The following is a 13916-nucleotide window of genomic DNA, read 5'->3' as shown; positions in this document are numbered from 1 at the left end:
GGCCCGGCAAAGCCGAAGTCAAGCCTCGGGATTGGCGGTGGACGTACACAGGTTCTCGTCCCCGTCGGGTCGTGCGCCCGCTTCGTCGGACAGACCGCGCAGCGGACCGCTCAACCGAGCGACGATCGGGCTGATCACCGCGACCGCCGCCAACACCACCGACACGACGACCGGTCCTGACGCGCCGTGCGCGTCGGCCGCCACACCGGCCACGGCCGTACCCGCGGCCCCGCCCACCAGTGCGGCACTGTTGAGCCAGCCGAACGCCTCGGTCGCGGCATGGTCGGCGATTTCCGCGGACACCATGATGTAGAGCGCGGACATGGCCGGCGCAAACCCCAGGCCCGAGATGAACAACGCGCAGAACTGCAGGGCGAGGCTGTCGACGAGGCCGAACCCGGTGGTGCCGATCGCCACGATCGCCAATGCCGCGACGAGGCCGGCGAGCCCAAATCGGCGGTGCCCGAACGCCAAGCCGCCGATCACAGACCCGACACTGGCCGCGGCGATCGCGAGTCCCGCGGTGACGCCAGTGCGGCCGAGCAGGGCGACGATACCGACCTCAAGGGCCATGTACGACGCGACCAGCGCGAGGCTTGCGACCATGGCGAGGATGACTGCCCGGTTGGCCATCACCCGGCCGAATGCCGCGGCTCTGGCGGTCACCGGCGGCCGAAGGTGCTTGGCGCTCAGCAGAAACCAGCCGGTGCCCACGATCGTCACCGCCGCGGATGCGATCAGCGGGACGGCCGTCGCGTACGCGGATGCGAGGAAGGTCGCGGCCACCGGGCCGACCACCCAGATCAGCTCCTGCGCAGTGGTGTCGAGCGCGAACAATGCACGCACGCCGTCGCGAGACACCAACTGCGGGTACAACGCCCGCACCACCGGCATCAGCGGCGGCACCGACGCGCCGATCAGCAGGCCGAGGGCCAGGAGCACGATCGGGGCGGTACTGGCGAATGCGAGAGCCACCATGGCGGCGCCGTTCGCCAGCGCCGCGATCACGAGCGTCGCCACCATGGCACGGCCGGCGACCCGGGCGGTCACCGGCGTCGCCACCGCCTCCCCGACGCTCACACACGCGACCGCGGCACCGGCCAGCGCGTAGGAACCGGTCCTCGACTGCACGTGCAGCAGGATTGCGAGGTTGAGCATGCCCAGCGGCAGGCGCGCGAACAACTGCGATGCAGTCACGTTCAACACACCCGGAGTCCGGACCACGTCGCGATACGCCCGCATCACCCACTCCCTCAGCCGATCAAATGTGACCGACGCTGACTATACCGTCCAGACGGTACAGTTCGTGGCGGCTGTCGTAAGCTCTGGGGATGGCTTCGTCGCGGGACCGCATCCTCGATGCCTACGAGGATCTGCTCGCCGTCGAAGGCGAGCGGTACGCCACCCTCGACGCGGTGGCCGCAAAAGCCGGCGTGTCCAAAGGCGGTTTGCTCTACCACTTTCCGTCGAAGGACCGCCTCGCCGAGGCAATGTGCGACCGTCTGCTGACCCTGGCCGCCGAGGACGTCGAAGAGATGCGGACCGCACCCGAGGGGCCCGCCCGCTATTACATCCGCACCTCGCACTACGCGGGCACACCCCTCGACCGGGCAGTGGTGGCGGTGTCGCGCCTGCAGCAGGCCGGCGACGCTCGGGCGCGGACCGTCATCGAGTCCGTATCCGCCGATTGGCTCAACGTGCTACACGAGACCCTGGGTGATCGCGACGTCGCGCGCGCGGTCAAGCTCATCGGTGACGGCCTCTACTTCTCCGCGCTGCATCGCGCGCTGGGCGGCCACCTGGCAACGACCGACCACGACGACGGACTGCTTGCCGTGATCGACCGGATCACGGCGACCTCACACTCCGATCGATGACCGGGCCCTGACCTCTGCCGGCCGCCGCCGCAGCCACAACTGCAGCCCCAGCAGCGGAACCGTCCAGCCCAGCCACGCGCCCACGCCTGCCACGGCCCACATGAAACGTTCCTCGTTGCCGCCGAAGATGCTGTCGCGCAACGGCTCACATGCGACGAACAGCACGGGTGTCCAGATCCTGTTGGTGATGATCGACAGCGCCAGGGTCGCACTGCGCAGCATCTGGCGCCGGTGTGCGCCGAACCGGCGCTGCCGCGCGGCGACGAAGCCGTCGACGGTGAACCAGAGCCACAGTGCCGCGAGCGCCACGTTGCTGACCGCCAGCACGGGGCCGAACGGGGTCGCGGCCCCGATCACCATCGCGCACCCGGCCGCCGGGATCGCGGTCGCGACGTAGACGCGTCCCGTGCGCCGGTGCAGCGTCGGGTGGCGACGCCGCAGGCCCGGCCAGATCTGCACGACCGCTCCCACCATCGCGACGCTCGCGAGCAGTACGTGCGCGACGAGCAGGGGGTAGTGCAACCCGAACGTGGCGGGCACCCGAGTGCCGCCGGTGAGATACGGCGGCAGCGAATATGCCAGGAATACCGTTACGACCACCGCAAGACCGGCGGCGAGCCGCGTCGACCGCCCTGATGCGTATGCCATACGCATGAGGGTACGTCATACGCATCTGGCTGTCACTGGTTTACCCTGACGTTGATGACCAGCCCCCACCCTCCTCTCCCCCGCGCGCTGCGCCTGCTCTGGCAGCAGGATCCGGCACCGCGCCGGTCCCGTGGACTGACCCGCGAGGCGATCGTCGAGGCTGCCGTCGAACTGGCCGACACCTACGGCCTTGCCGCACTGTCCATGGCGCGGCTGGCCGAGCGGCTCGGGTGCGGCACGATGTCGCTCTACCGCCATGTGGCCAACAAGGACGAGTTGGTGACCTTCATGCTCGCCACCGGGCCCGGACCGCCGCCGTCGGCGCCCGAAGGAACGGATTGGCGTGGCGCACTGACCAATTGGGCGCTCGAGCTGTGGAACGTCTATCACCGCCACCCGTGGATCCTCCAGACCGCGTCCGCCGGGCCACCCACCGATCCCGGTCAGCTGGCCTGGCTCGACGCCGGCCTGAACACCCTGTCGGGCACCGCACTGACCGAACGCGAGAAACTCGCCGCTGTCATCGCCGTGCTGGTCTTCACGCGAGGTTCGGCCGGGCTGGCCATCGAGGCGCGCGGGGTCGACGACAGCGATTACCCGGCTCTGCTGCGCCGCCTGGTCGAACCGGCCCGCTTCCCCGCGCTGGCCGCCGCCATCGACGCGGGCGCGTTCGACCAGTCCGACGACAGCCCGCTGACCGAGTTCCACTCCGGCCTCGGCCAACTGCTCGACGGCATCGCCGCCAAGGCCGGGTGACTTTGCCTCGCACGTTCCCTCGCGAGCAGACAGTCCGGTACCCCTGATCGCGCGATTTCGGGTGCTTCTGCGTCTGCTCGCGCATGGGACCGGTGCCCACGTGTGCTAATTTTTGACCATGCGGCCAGAAAATAGTCCGGATGGCCAACGGCGGTCGTTCATCGAGGAGGCCCGGCGCCGCCAGATCCTCGCGTCGGCGGTGGAGGTGCTCGCCGAGGGCGGCTATGCCAACGCGTCGCTGGCCCGGATCGCCAAGCACGCCGGGATCTCCAAAGGCGTCATCTCCTACCATTTCGACGGCAAGGACGACCTCATGACGCAGGTCGTCATCCAGCTCTTCGTCTCGGGTGCCGAATACATGAAACCGTTCGTCGAGGCGGCCGACGGTTCGCGAAACAAGCTGCGCGCCTACATCGAATCCAACCTCGCGTTCATCGACGCCAACCGCACGTTCGTCGCCGCGATGATGGAGGTGGCACTCAACCTGCGCAACGCCGACGGCGCACTCACGTTCATCAACACCGGCAACGAGGACGACATGATCGCCCCGCTGGTCGAGCTGCTGACCGACGGCCAACGGGCGGGCGAATTCGGCGAGTTCGACCCGACCGTGACGGCCAAGCTCATCCGCGACAGCATCGACGGCATCGCCGGCCGCGCGGTCCGTGAACCCGACTTCGACGTCGCGGCGTACACATCGGCACTGATCCGGTTGTTCGACGCGGCCACCGCGAACGGTGGTCAGCCGTGAGCACGTCCACGCTCGACGACACCGCGGTCCGGACCCCGCCGCGCTTCGCCGTCACCGGCGTCGCGGCGATCGCCGCGCTCGGATCGGTCGCCCTCCAGGCGTTCCTGGGCCGGTACGGCTTCTTCGGCGACGAGCTGTACTTCGTGTCGGCCGGACGCCGGTTGTCGTTCGGATATGCCGACCAGGGGCCGCTGGTGCCGCTGATCGCACACGCGATGGACGCCGTCGCGCCCGGTTCCCTGTTCGTGCTGCGACTCCCGGCAGTCGTAGCCACCGCGGGCGCGATCGTCGTCACCGCCCTGATCACCCGGGAGCTGGGCGGCACCCGCGCGGCGCAACTTTTGGCCGCGGCCGGGTACGCGACGTCGCCGTTTCTTCTCGTCCAGGGTTCGCAGCTGTCCACCAACGTGATCGACGTCGCGCTGTGGGTCGTGATCACCTGGCTTGTGGTGCGGTGGACACGAACCCGGCGAGATTCGGTGCTGATCTGGGCCTTCCTGGTCACTGCCGTGGCGTTCCAGGTGAAGTGGCTGATCCCGTTCTTCTGGCTGACGGTCGTGCTCGCGGTGCTGGCCGTCGGCCCGCGAGAGTTGTTGCGGCGCAGAGCGTTCTGGCTGGGAGCGGCCATCGTTGCGGTGACCGCGCTGCCGAGCCTGGGGTGGCAGCACCGCCACGACTGGCCGCAGGTGTCGATGGGCAGTGTGGTCGCGGCCGAGAGCGACTTCGTCGGCGGTCGGCTGCTGTTCATCCCGTCGGCGATGTTCGTCGCAGGCCTGCTCGGCACCGTGCTCGTCGGCTGCGGCGTGTGGGCGTTGCTGCGCTCGGAATCGCTGCGTGCGTATCGATTCCTCGGCCTGGTGGTGCTGTTGCTCTTCGCCGTGTTCATCGCGCTCGGCGGCCGGCCCTACTACGTCGCGGGCGTTCTGCCGGTGGCCATGGCCGCAGGCGCGGTATGGCTGACGCGCGACACCCGGCGCTGGCAGCGCATCGCCGCCGTGCCGCTGGTGTGCGCCTCGATCGCGCTCGCGGTGTGGAGCCTGCCGTGGCAGCAGGAACGTGACCTGCCGCCCGCACCCGAGGGCCAGGGCATGTCGATCCTGCTGTACGGCAAGTTCGGCTGGAGCGAGTTGAGCGCTGCCACCGCTCAGGCCTACCGTGCGCTCAGCCCGGACGAGCAGGACCACGCCGTCGTCATCGCCGATTCCTATTGGCAGGCAAGCGCTCTGGACAACTACCGCGACGGCTACCTGCCCGCGGTGTACTCGCCCAGCCGCGGGTGGGGATACTTCGGCGCGCCACCGGATTCCGCGACCACCGCGTTGTTCGTCGACCAGCGGCCCGACACCGCCAACACGGTGTGTGCTCACGTGCAGCCGGTCGGGCGGGTCGATGCGCGACTCGGATACCCCGGTGTGACCAGGGATGTGACGATCTGGAAGTGCACGGGACCGCTGCTGCCGTGGTCGCAGGTCTGGCCGTCGTTGCTACGACTCGGTTGATCCGGCGCGGCGTGAATTCAGCCGCGCGGCAATGCCGTCGAGCAGGAGATCCAGCGCCGATTCGCACGCACTGCGCCGCATCGACTCGTCGAGCAGGCGGCTGGTGGCCGAGATGTTCGGGTGCGTCTCGGCGGGCAGCTGCGCGTAGGTGTCACGCCACTTGTCGTCGTCGCGCTTCTGGTGCTCGGCGGGCAGTGCCTCGAAAGCCGCGTCCAGCGCCGCGAACCCCAGCATCTGGTCGATGAAGGCGTGGTAGACGTCGACCGCCTCCCGCTCGGAAAAGCCTGCCGAGCGCAGTAACCCCAGAACCGTCTCGATGACGGAGATCTCGTGAGCTCCGCCGGTCACCCGGCTCGCGGCCAGCACCCCGGCCTGCGGGTGTTCGAGGTAGACGCGATGCACGCGCAGACCGAGATCCCGCATGTCCTCTCGCCAGCGACCGGTCGGCTGCCAGTCCTCGACCACCCGACGCAGGAGCTCGTCGGTGATGGCCAGGATGACGTCCTCGATGCTCCGGAAGTAGCGGTACAGAGCCGTCGGGTCCGCGCCGAGAGCGGTACCGAGCCGTCGCACGGTCAGCCCCGCAGCGCCGTGGTACTGCAGAACCCGCAGCGCCGTCTCGACGATGAGCTGCTCGGACAGCACGACGCCCTGCTTGGTCGAGCGCCGCCGGGTTCGTGGCGACTGCGATTTGAGAGTCCGACCCATCCGCGCCGCCTTTCAACCCTTACGTCAACACCCTTGACCCATTTTGCGGCGCTGCTGTGTCATGGCGCACATCAAATCGCGATCCCGAGTCCGGAACACGCGTCGACCACCCGAACGAAACCAGGAGACAACGCGATGCCAGCTGTGCCGGCGACCATCGTATTCACCGGAGGCCCGGTCCTGACGATGGATTCCGTGCGTTCGCGAGTCGACGCCGTTGCGGTGACCGGCAATCGGATCAGCGCAGTCGGGACCGCCGCGCGCGAATCGATCGGTCCCGATACCGCGGTCGTCGACCTGGCGGGCAAGCTGTTGATCCCCGGCTTCCAGGATGCCCACGTCCATCCCGTAGGCGCAGGTGTCGAGCGCATGACGTGCGACCTGCTCGCATTCGACGATGCCGACGCCACCTTGGCCGCGGTCGGCGCCTACGCCGCGGCACACCCCGAGCGGCCCTGGATCACGGGCGGAGGTTGGTCTCTCGACGCCTTCGACGGCGGCATCCCGACCGCTCGGATGCTCGATTCAGTCGTCGCAGACCGGCCGGCGTACCTGCCGAACCGAGATCACCACGGGGCCTGGGTGAACAGCCGCGCGCTGCAGATCGCCGGGATCACCGACGACACGCCGGATCCACCGGGCGGACGCATCGAACGCGACGCCGACGGTGCGGCCACCGGGATGCTTCAGGAAGCCGCGATGGACCTGGTCGCGGCGCATGTGCCGCGCCCCACGGAGGACGAGTTGTACCGAGCACTGCTCGACGCGCAGAACCATCTCCACTCCCTGGGCATCACGGCCTGGCAGGACGCGATTTTGGGCAGGTACGCGGCCGTGCCGGACGCGGAACGCGCATACCTGCGTGCCGCGCTCGACGGAACCCTGACGGTGCGGGTCGCGGCGGCACAATGGTGGGAGCGCGACCGGGGCGCCGAACAGATCGCGGAGATGGTCGAGCGTCGAACCGCGTTGCAGCACGCGCGACTCCGTGCCAACACGGTCAAGATCATGGTCGACGGTATCGCCGAGAACCAGACCGCCGCCATGCTGGCGCCCTACCTGGACGGGTGCGGCTGCGGCACGCGCAACGCGGGGGTCAGCTTCGTCGACCCGGAAGCGTTGCGCGGCTATGTCGTCGAACTGGATGCGCTCGGTTTCCAGGTGCATTTCCATGCGCTCGGCGACCGCGCCGTCCGGGAGGCCCTCGACGCGATCGAAGCCGCCCGGCATGCCAACGGTTTTCGCGACACACGGCCACATCTGGCACATCTGCAGGTGGTCGATCCACGCGACATCCCCCGGTTCCGCACCTTGGGAGCGGTCGCGAACATGCAGCCACTGTGGGCCTGCCACGAACCGTCGATGGACGAACTCACCATTCCGTTCCTCGGCGAGCAGCGCGCGCGGCGCCAGTACCCGTTCGGCGATCTGTTGCGGGCCGGCGCCGTCCTGGCCGCAGGCAGCGACTGGCCGGTGAGCAGCCCCGATCCCATCCAGGGCATCCACGTCGCGGTCAACCGGCGCGCGCCGGCCACCACCGATGACCGGGTGTTCCTGCCCGAGCAGCGGATCGACCTCAATGCCGCGTTCGCGGCCTACACCGCGGGCTCGGCCTACGTCAACCACTTGGACGAGACCGGCGTCATCAGACCCGGCTACCTGGCGGATCTGGTTGTGCTCGACCGTGATCCGTTCGCGTCGCCCGCCGAGGAGATCGACCAGACCCGGGTCGAGCGCACCTATGTCGACGGCGAACTCGTCTACGCCGACAGCATGCTGTCCACCGCAATCCGCTGACCTGTCCACGACCAGAAGGAACGCGATATGACCGAAGCCACCATCGCCGCGGTGCCGCAACAGACGCAGAAGTCAGGCGCTGCAATCCGATTGCGCGGAGTCACCAAGCAGTTCGGCGGGGCAACCGCGGTCGGTGGCATCGACCTGGAGATCCGGGCCGGGGAGTTTCTCTCGCTGCTCGGGCCGTCGGGCTGCGGCAAGACGACGCTGCTGCGGATGATCGCCGGATTCGAGGAGCCCGACGGCGGCGACATCGTGCTCGACGGCTCCTCCATCGTCGGGCTGCCACCGAACAAGCGACCCGTCAACACCGTCTTCCAGTCGTACGCGTTGTTCCCCCATATGACCGTCGCGGAGAACGTCGCCTACGGCCTGCGACAGCAGCGCACCCCCAGAGCCGAGATCGGCCGCCGCGTCGGAGAAGCACTGCGGCTCGCGCGTATGGAAAGCTTCGCCGACCGCAACCCCAAGAATCTCTCCGGAGGACAGCAACAGCGCGTGGCGCTGGCCCGTGCCCTGGTGAACCGGCCGAAGGTGCTGCTGCTCGACGAGCCGATGTCGGCGCTTGATCGCAAGCTGCGCGAGGAAATGCAGGTGGAGCTCAAGCTGATTCAGCTCCAGCTGGGCATCACGTTCGTGTTCGTCACGCATGACCAGGAAGAGGCGCTGTCGATGAGTGACCGCGTCGTGGTCATGCGCGACGGCGCGATACAGCAGCTCGGCACCCCGGCCGAGATCTACCGGTCGCCCGCCAACTCGTTCGTCGCCGGCTTCATCGGCAAGCAGAACTTCCTCAGGTGCCTGGTCTCCGGCGCCGATACTCTCACCGGACCCGACTTCACGATCCGGCCCGACCGCACTGCCATGGACGGCCACCGCGAGGGTGCACCCGTGGTGGCGGTGGTGCGGGCCGAGTCCGTCGCGGTGGGCCCCGTTTCGGGCGAAACGCCGGTCAACGCGATCGACGGAACCCTGGCCAACATCTCCTTCCTGGGTGAGACCGTGCAGTACGTCGTGACGACCGATTCCGGATCGGAGCTGCTCGCCCGGATGCCCGCAGGCCGAGCCCGAGAGCTCGATCTGCACACTGCGGTCCGCTGCAGCTGGGACGGCGATTCCGTGCACGTCTTCCCCGCGGACCCCGACACGACCGTGGCGGCCGGGTGAACCCGATGGACAAGCTGCGAATCCTGGCGTCTCCCAGCGATGCTCAACGGATCACCCGGCGCAGCCTGCTCGCGGGCTTCGCGGTGGCAGGCGCCGGCCTGGCGCTGTCGGGCTGCGCGCGGGGCGGCGTGCCGTCCCCGCCTGCAGACGGCAGGCTGGAAGACCAACTCAACGTCTACTCCTGGGGCGACTACGACGATCCGGACAACCTCGCCGAGTTCTCCAAGCGTGGCGTCACGGTGCAGGTCGACAACTTCGGCTCCAATGAGGAGCTCGTGGCCAAACTCGGCGCGGCCCGCGGCACCAGCGGCTACGACATCGTGGTTCCCACCGGAAGCTACGTGCCCATGATGGCGCACGCGGGCCTGCTGGAGAAGCTCGACCATTCGTATCTGCCCAACCTCGCCAACGTCGAGGCGACCTATCTGCGCCAGCCCTGGGATCCGACCAACCAGTACGCGGTGTGCAAGAACTGGGGCACAACGGGTTTCGTGTACGACACCACGGTCGTCGACCGCGAGCTGACTTCCTGGGGCGACTTTCTCGATGCTGCGCAGAAGGAGGCGCGAGGCAAGACGACGCTGCTCGAGGATCCGTGGGAGGTGTGTTCGGTCTTCTTCGCCGCCAACGGCTTCAACCTCAACACCACCGACGAGCGCCAACTGGACGCGTGCGAGCGGTTCATGGTCGACACCATCTCCCCGACCGTCGCGGCGTTCGTGTCCCAGGTGTCGGCACAGCTGGTGCAGGGCCAATTCGCCATGATGCAGGCGTTCAACGGAGATGTCCGCCTTGCGCTGCTCGAGGACGACGATCCGGATCGCTGGCGGTTCGTGTTCCCCACACCCACCGCCAACCTCTGGATGGACACCTGGGCAATCGCCAAGGGCGCCAAACATCCCGACGCCGCTTATGCATTCATCAACTACATGCTGGAACCCGAAGTCGGCATGAAGGAGATGGAACACATCGGCTACCCGACCGGTCTGATCGGCCAGCGCCAACTGGCCATGCAGAACGAGGTTCCGATGACCGACCTGATCTACCCCACCCAGGCCACCCTGGATCGGCTGACCCCCAGTGAGGTCAACGACGCCAGCGGGCGCCTGGTGAAGATCTTCAACCGCATGCAGGCCGGGGCGGCGGCATGAAAAGACTGTCTGCCGGCACGAAATCCAATGCCACGCTGTCCTTTCCCCTGTGGGCATACCTGGTGTTCTTCTTCCTGATCCCGACCACGCTGATCGGGTGGTACAGCTTCGGGCACAAGCCCGACATCTACACCGCACGGTCCAATGACCGGCTGTCGTTCGACCGGTACCTCGAAGCCACCGACGCCACCTTCCTGGCGACGTTCTGGAACACCCTGCGCATCGCCGGCCTCGGCACGCTGATCTGCCTTGTCGTGGGTCTTCCGTTCGCGTATTGGCTGGCTGTCAAGGTCGCCCCACGCTGGCGCGCGATGCTGCTGGCGCTGGTCTTGATCCCGTTCTGGACGAACTTCCTGGTTCGCACCCTGGGTTGGCAGATCATGCTGTCCCCGGAGGGTTTCGTGTCCGGCGCGCTGACGAAGCTCGGGGTGACCGACGGGCCGCTGTCGATCCTGTACACCCAGACCGCGGTACAGATCGGCGTGGTCTACAACTACCTGCCGCTCATGATCCTGCCGTTGTACGTTGCGCTGGAGCGCTCCGAGGCAAGCATGCGGGAAGCCAGCAAGGATCTCGGCGCGGGGCGCCTGCGAACCTTTCTCGACGTCACCATCCCGACCGCACTGCCCGGCATCGCCTCCGGGTGCCTGCTGGTGTTCATCCCCCTGATGGGCGATTACATCACCGCGTCCGTGCTCGGCGGCGCGCAGGGCAACATGATCGGCCAGCTCGTCGCGTCGCAGTTCAACATCGCCCAGAACTGGGCACTCGGCTCCGCAATGGCGATCATCCTGATGACCTTCATCCTCGCCACCGTGGTCGCGGTCGGCGTCGTCGCCCTCGTCGTCAAGGCACTCATCAAGCGGTCCCGCCGCGTCACGATTCCCGAAGGGGCACACGCATGACCGACACTGTCGAGCGTCCCGCCGCATCCATCGCGACACCGGTGCGCAAGCGCAGACGCTGGGATCCGATCTCCATCGGCCTGCGGGTCTGGGGCATCGTGGTGTACGCGTTCCTGTTCCTGCCGATCGTCGTGATCATCGCGTATTCCTTCAACACCGGCCGCATTCTGGCCGCCTGGCAGGGGTTTGGATTCGACGCGTACGCGAGCGCGTTCGGCAACGTCATGATCAGGAACTCGGTGCTCACGTCGCTGCAGGCGGCGGTCGGCGCGGCCGTGCTGTCCACGATCCTCGGCACCCTCGGCGGGCTGGCGTTGGCACGCTCGCGCAACGGCAATCGCTGGGCCGCGGCGCTGACCGCGATCCTCGCGGTCACGCTCGTCACACCCGAAGTGGTGACAGGTATTTCGCTGCTGCCCTGGTTCGTGACGCTGGGCACCGACGCCGGATTCCTGCCGATGAACAACGGCCTGATCCGCCTGGTCATCGCGCACACCGTGATGTCTGTTGCCGTCGTGACGTTCATCATCCGGGCCCGCATGCAAGGCGCCGACCTACGGCTCGAGGAGGCCGCCGCCGACCTGTACGCCGGCAAGTGGAACGCCTTCCGTCAGATCACCCTGCCGCTGGCGTTTCCCGGGATCCTGGCCGGTGCCCTGATGTCGTTCACGCTCAGCCTGGACAACACGATCGTGTCGAGCTTCGTGCAACTGCCCGGGTTCACCCCGTGGCCGGTGTACATCTTCTCGTCGCTGAAGGTCGGGCTGCGCCCCGAGGTGGCCGCGGTGTCCACCCTGATGCTGGCCCTCACGCTCGTCGCGCTCGGCGTCGTCGCCTTCGTGCTGCGCCGTACCGGTTCGGACTCCCGGGAGATGGCGTCCGCCCTGGCGGGCGGTTAGGCGACGTACACCTTGCGCAGGGTCTCCCGGACGGTCCAGGTGGTGTGCTGCCCCGCGTGCAGGCGCACGAGGCTGCCGGGGCGCAGATCGATCGGCGCGGAACCGTCGTCGAACGTGACCGTCGCGTCGCCGGCGAGGACGACGAACACCTCGTCGGCCTCCACATCACGCGAGACGCCGGGCGTGTGTTCCCACACGCCGATCGTCGTGTCGGCCACCGACATCAGGTCACGGTGCCCTGTGGTCGGTGCTCCGTGCACCACCGAGTCGGCCGGAATCGGCGCGTGGTCCAGCGCCAGCGCCGCCGCGTCGACGGATGTCACGAGTCGAACCCAAGCCCGACGGAATCGAGCGCCTTCAGCAACACATTGCGGCGCCCTTCGCGATGGTCGGCGCGGTCCAGCGACCAGCGGGTCGCCTGAATTCCGAGCGATGCCAACGGTTCCGGCGGGAACGGCAGCGGTGTCGACTTGACCATTTCGAGTTCGGTGCGTTCCGTCGGTGTTCCGGCGAAACGGTCGAGCATGACCTCGGCGGCGAACCGGGTGGCGGCCACGCCGAGCCCGGTGAACCCGGCGGCGTACCCGACACGATCGCCGTACGCGGAGCCGAAGAACGCGCAGAACCGCGTCGAGGTATCGATCATGCCGGCCCACCGGTGGGTGAACCTGACGTCTTCCAGTTGCGGGAACGTCGTGAAGAAATGGCTCGCGAGACGACGATAGGTCACGTCGCGATCCTCGTAGTCCGGCCGGACACGGCCGCCGAAGTGATAGATGGCGTCGTACCCGCCCCACAGGATGCGGTTTTCCTTCGACAAGCGGTAGTAATGGAATTGGTTCGACATGTCGCTGATGCCTTGGCGGTTGCCCCAACCGATCGACGCCAGCTGGGCGTCCGTCAGCGGTTCGGTCATCAACGCGTAGTCGTAGACCGGCACCGTGTGATAGCGGTATCGCTTCAGCAGCGACGGAAACCCGTTGGTCGCCAGGATGACTCGGTCGGCACGTACGGATACGCGTTCGGTGCGCACGGACATCGCCCCGCCGCGACGCGCCTGGCCGACGCCGAGCACCTTGCTGTGCTCGTAGATCTCCACGCCCAGTTCACTTGCCACACGAGCGAGTTCGTACGCGAGCTTGGCGGGATGCGCCAGTGCGGCACTGTCTTTCGACCACACTCCGGCCAGGTATGTCGGCGAGGCGACTTCCGCGCGGATGGCTCGCCGGTCGAGGTAAACCTGGTCGGATCGCGTCGGCGCGGCCGCCAATTCGGCGGCCTGATACGGCTCGACCGCGACCGCGATCGAACCGGTCCGTTCGAAGTCGCAGTCGAGACCCAGCGAATCGACGGTCTTCTCGATCGCGTCGAGGTTCTCCATACCCAACCGGTCGAGAACCTCGATCTCGTCGGGCCAACGATTGCGGCCGTTCTCGGCGCCGTGGGTCAGCGACGCTTCCACGAAACCGCCGTTGCGCCCCGAGGCCGCCCAGCCGATCGTCTGTCCCTCGACGAGGGCAACCCGAAGTCCCGGGTCACGCTGCTTTGCCAGCAAGGCCGACCACAGGCCCGTGTATCCACCGCCGACCACCACCAGGTCGTAGTGCGACGGAGCGCTGGTCAACGTCGGATACCCCGGCCTGACCGGCACGTCGTCGAGCCAGAAGGGCTGCAGTACGGTGTCGGCCAGCGATCGGTCGATGAGGCCGGCGGCGGGAATATTCTGTTCGAAAACGGTTTGCACGATTCTTCCTGAAT

14 protein-coding genes are annotated in these 13916 nt (G+C 67.7%); 9 read left to right on the top strand and 5 right to left on the bottom strand.

What is annotated here, in order from left to right; genetic code table 11:
- Window positions 1-18: 18 nt before the first annotated feature.
- Window positions 19-1242 (bottom strand): MFS transporter, encoded by a 1224-nt coding sequence (locus G6N67_RS21270; protein WP_110798331.1) that lies wholly within the window; start codon window positions 1240-1242, stop codon window positions 19-21.
- An 89-nt stretch (window positions 1243-1331) separates the two neighbouring features.
- Between G6N67_RS21270 and G6N67_RS21265 the strand changes: the two genes are divergently transcribed.
- On the top strand, window positions 1332-1877 hold the full coding sequence (locus G6N67_RS21265; RefSeq protein WP_036429096.1) for a TetR/AcrR family transcriptional regulator: 546 nt from the start codon (window positions 1332-1334) through the stop codon (window positions 1875-1877).
- Here the strand turns inward: G6N67_RS21265 and G6N67_RS21260 are convergent.
- The gene (locus G6N67_RS21260) at window positions 1860-2525 is read right to left on the bottom strand and encodes a DUF2306 domain-containing protein (protein ID WP_081812404.1); all 666 of its coding nucleotides are present in this window, start codon (window positions 2523-2525) and stop codon (window positions 1860-1862) included. The genes G6N67_RS21265 and G6N67_RS21260 overlap by 18 nt on opposite strands.
- Window positions 2526-2579: 54 nt before the next feature.
- Between G6N67_RS21260 and G6N67_RS21255 the strand changes: the two genes are divergently transcribed.
- The 3 genes from G6N67_RS21255 (at window position 2580) to G6N67_RS21245 (ending at window position 5531) form a co-directional block, all read left to right on the top strand.
- Window positions 2580-3281 carry a TetR/AcrR family transcriptional regulator gene (locus G6N67_RS21255; protein WP_036429098.1) on the top strand — a complete coding sequence of 234 codons (702 nt, stop codon included), beginning with the start codon at window positions 2580-2582 and terminating at the stop codon, window positions 3279-3281.
- Window positions 3282-3399: 118 nt separating this feature from the next.
- Complete coding sequence (locus G6N67_RS21250; protein WP_036429099.1) at window positions 3400-4032, top strand: TetR/AcrR family transcriptional regulator; 633 nt, start codon at window positions 3400-3402, stop codon at window positions 4030-4032.
- The gene (locus tag G6N67_RS21245; RefSeq protein ID WP_036429100.1) at window positions 4029-5531 is read left to right on the top strand and encodes an ArnT family glycosyltransferase; all 1503 of its coding nucleotides are present in this window, start codon (window positions 4029-4031) and stop codon (window positions 5529-5531) included. The genes G6N67_RS21250 and G6N67_RS21245 overlap by 4 nt, the downstream gene beginning before the upstream one ends.
- On the opposite strand, the gene G6N67_RS21240 is transcribed toward G6N67_RS21245, so the two are convergent.
- Complete coding sequence (locus tag G6N67_RS21240) at window positions 5517-6239, bottom strand: TetR/AcrR family transcriptional regulator (RefSeq protein WP_036429101.1); 723 nt, start codon at window positions 6237-6239, stop codon at window positions 5517-5519. The two genes, G6N67_RS21245 and G6N67_RS21240, sit on opposite strands and share 15 nt — an antisense overlap.
- 135 nt (window positions 6240-6374) lie before the next feature.
- Between G6N67_RS21240 and G6N67_RS21235 the strand changes: the two genes are divergently transcribed.
- The 5 genes from G6N67_RS21235 to G6N67_RS21215 are packed head-to-tail and all read left to right on the top strand — an operon-like array spanning window position 6375 to window position 12158.
- Window positions 6375-8036 (top strand): amidohydrolase, encoded by a 1662-nt coding sequence (locus tag G6N67_RS21235; protein WP_036429102.1) that lies wholly within the window; start codon window positions 6375-6377, stop codon window positions 8034-8036.
- A 27-nt stretch (window positions 8037-8063) separates the two neighbouring features.
- Window positions 8064-9203, top strand: a complete 1140-nt coding sequence (locus G6N67_RS21230) for an ABC transporter ATP-binding protein (RefSeq protein WP_051578454.1) — start codon at window positions 8064-8066, stop codon at window positions 9201-9203.
- Window positions 9204-9208: 5 nt separating this feature from the next.
- The gene (locus G6N67_RS21225; RefSeq protein WP_036429103.1) at window positions 9209-10354 is read left to right on the top strand and encodes an extracellular solute-binding protein; all 1146 of its coding nucleotides are present in this window, start codon (window positions 9209-9211) and stop codon (window positions 10352-10354) included.
- A complete protein-coding gene (locus G6N67_RS21220; protein ID WP_036429104.1) occupies window positions 10351-11259 on the top strand; it encodes an ABC transporter permease in 909 nt (302 codons plus the stop codon). The genes G6N67_RS21225 and G6N67_RS21220 overlap by 4 nt, the downstream gene beginning before the upstream one ends.
- Entirely contained in the window at window positions 11256-12158 is a 903-nt protein-coding gene (locus tag G6N67_RS21215; protein WP_081812405.1) for an ABC transporter permease, read from the top strand. The genes G6N67_RS21220 and G6N67_RS21215 overlap by 4 nt, the downstream gene beginning before the upstream one ends.
- On the opposite strand, the gene G6N67_RS21210 is transcribed toward G6N67_RS21215, so the two are convergent.
- Together G6N67_RS21210 and G6N67_RS21205 are read right to left on the bottom strand one after the other, a co-directional pair.
- Window positions 12155-12481, bottom strand: a complete 327-nt coding sequence (locus G6N67_RS21210) for a cupin domain-containing protein (RefSeq protein ID WP_036429105.1) — start codon at window positions 12479-12481, stop codon at window positions 12155-12157. The two genes, G6N67_RS21215 and G6N67_RS21210, sit on opposite strands and share 4 nt — an antisense overlap.
- Window positions 12478-13905 carry an NAD(P)/FAD-dependent oxidoreductase gene (locus tag G6N67_RS21205; RefSeq protein WP_036434404.1) on the bottom strand — a complete coding sequence of 476 codons (1428 nt, stop codon included), beginning with the start codon at window positions 13903-13905 and terminating at the stop codon, window positions 12478-12480. Before G6N67_RS21205 ends, G6N67_RS21210 begins: the two co-directional genes overlap by 4 nt.
- Window positions 13906-13916 lie beyond the last annotated feature (11 nt).

This window comes from Mycolicibacterium mageritense (genome assembly GCF_010727475.1).
Classification (GTDB): Bacteria; Actinomycetota; Actinomycetes; order Mycobacteriales; family Mycobacteriaceae; genus Mycobacterium; species Mycobacterium mageritense.
This window is presented reverse-complemented; position numbering and strand designations above follow the sequence as displayed.

Coding starts and splice junctions, on each gene's coding strand:
- G6N67_RS21270 (WP_110798331.1), bottom strand. CDS start 1,242: ATGCGGGCGTATCGCGACGTGGTCCGGACTCCGGGTGTGTTGAACGTG.
- G6N67_RS21265 (WP_036429096.1), top strand. CDS start 1,332: ATGGCTTCGTCGCGGGACCGCATCCTCGATGCCTACGAGGATCTGCTC.
- G6N67_RS21260 (WP_081812404.1), bottom strand. CDS start 2,525: ATGGCATACGCATCAGGGCGGTCGACGCGGCTCGCCGCCGGTCTTGCG.
- G6N67_RS21255 (WP_036429098.1), top strand. CDS start 2,580: ATGACCAGCCCCCACCCTCCTCTCCCCCGCGCGCTGCGCCTGCTCTGG.
- G6N67_RS21250 (WP_036429099.1), top strand. CDS start 3,400: ATGCGGCCAGAAAATAGTCCGGATGGCCAACGGCGGTCGTTCATCGAG.
- G6N67_RS21240 (WP_036429101.1), bottom strand. CDS start 6,239: ATGGGTCGGACTCTCAAATCGCAGTCGCCACGAACCCGGCGGCGCTCG.
- G6N67_RS21235 (WP_036429102.1), top strand. CDS start 6,375: ATGCCAGCTGTGCCGGCGACCATCGTATTCACCGGAGGCCCGGTCCTG.
- G6N67_RS21230 (WP_051578454.1), top strand. CDS start 8,064: ATGACCGAAGCCACCATCGCCGCGGTGCCGCAACAGACGCAGAAGTCA.
- G6N67_RS21225 (WP_036429103.1), top strand. CDS start 9,209: ATGGACAAGCTGCGAATCCTGGCGTCTCCCAGCGATGCTCAACGGATC.
- G6N67_RS21220 (WP_036429104.1), top strand. CDS start 10,351: ATGAAAAGACTGTCTGCCGGCACGAAATCCAATGCCACGCTGTCCTTT.
- G6N67_RS21215 (WP_081812405.1), top strand. CDS start 11,256: ATGACCGACACTGTCGAGCGTCCCGCCGCATCCATCGCGACACCGGTG.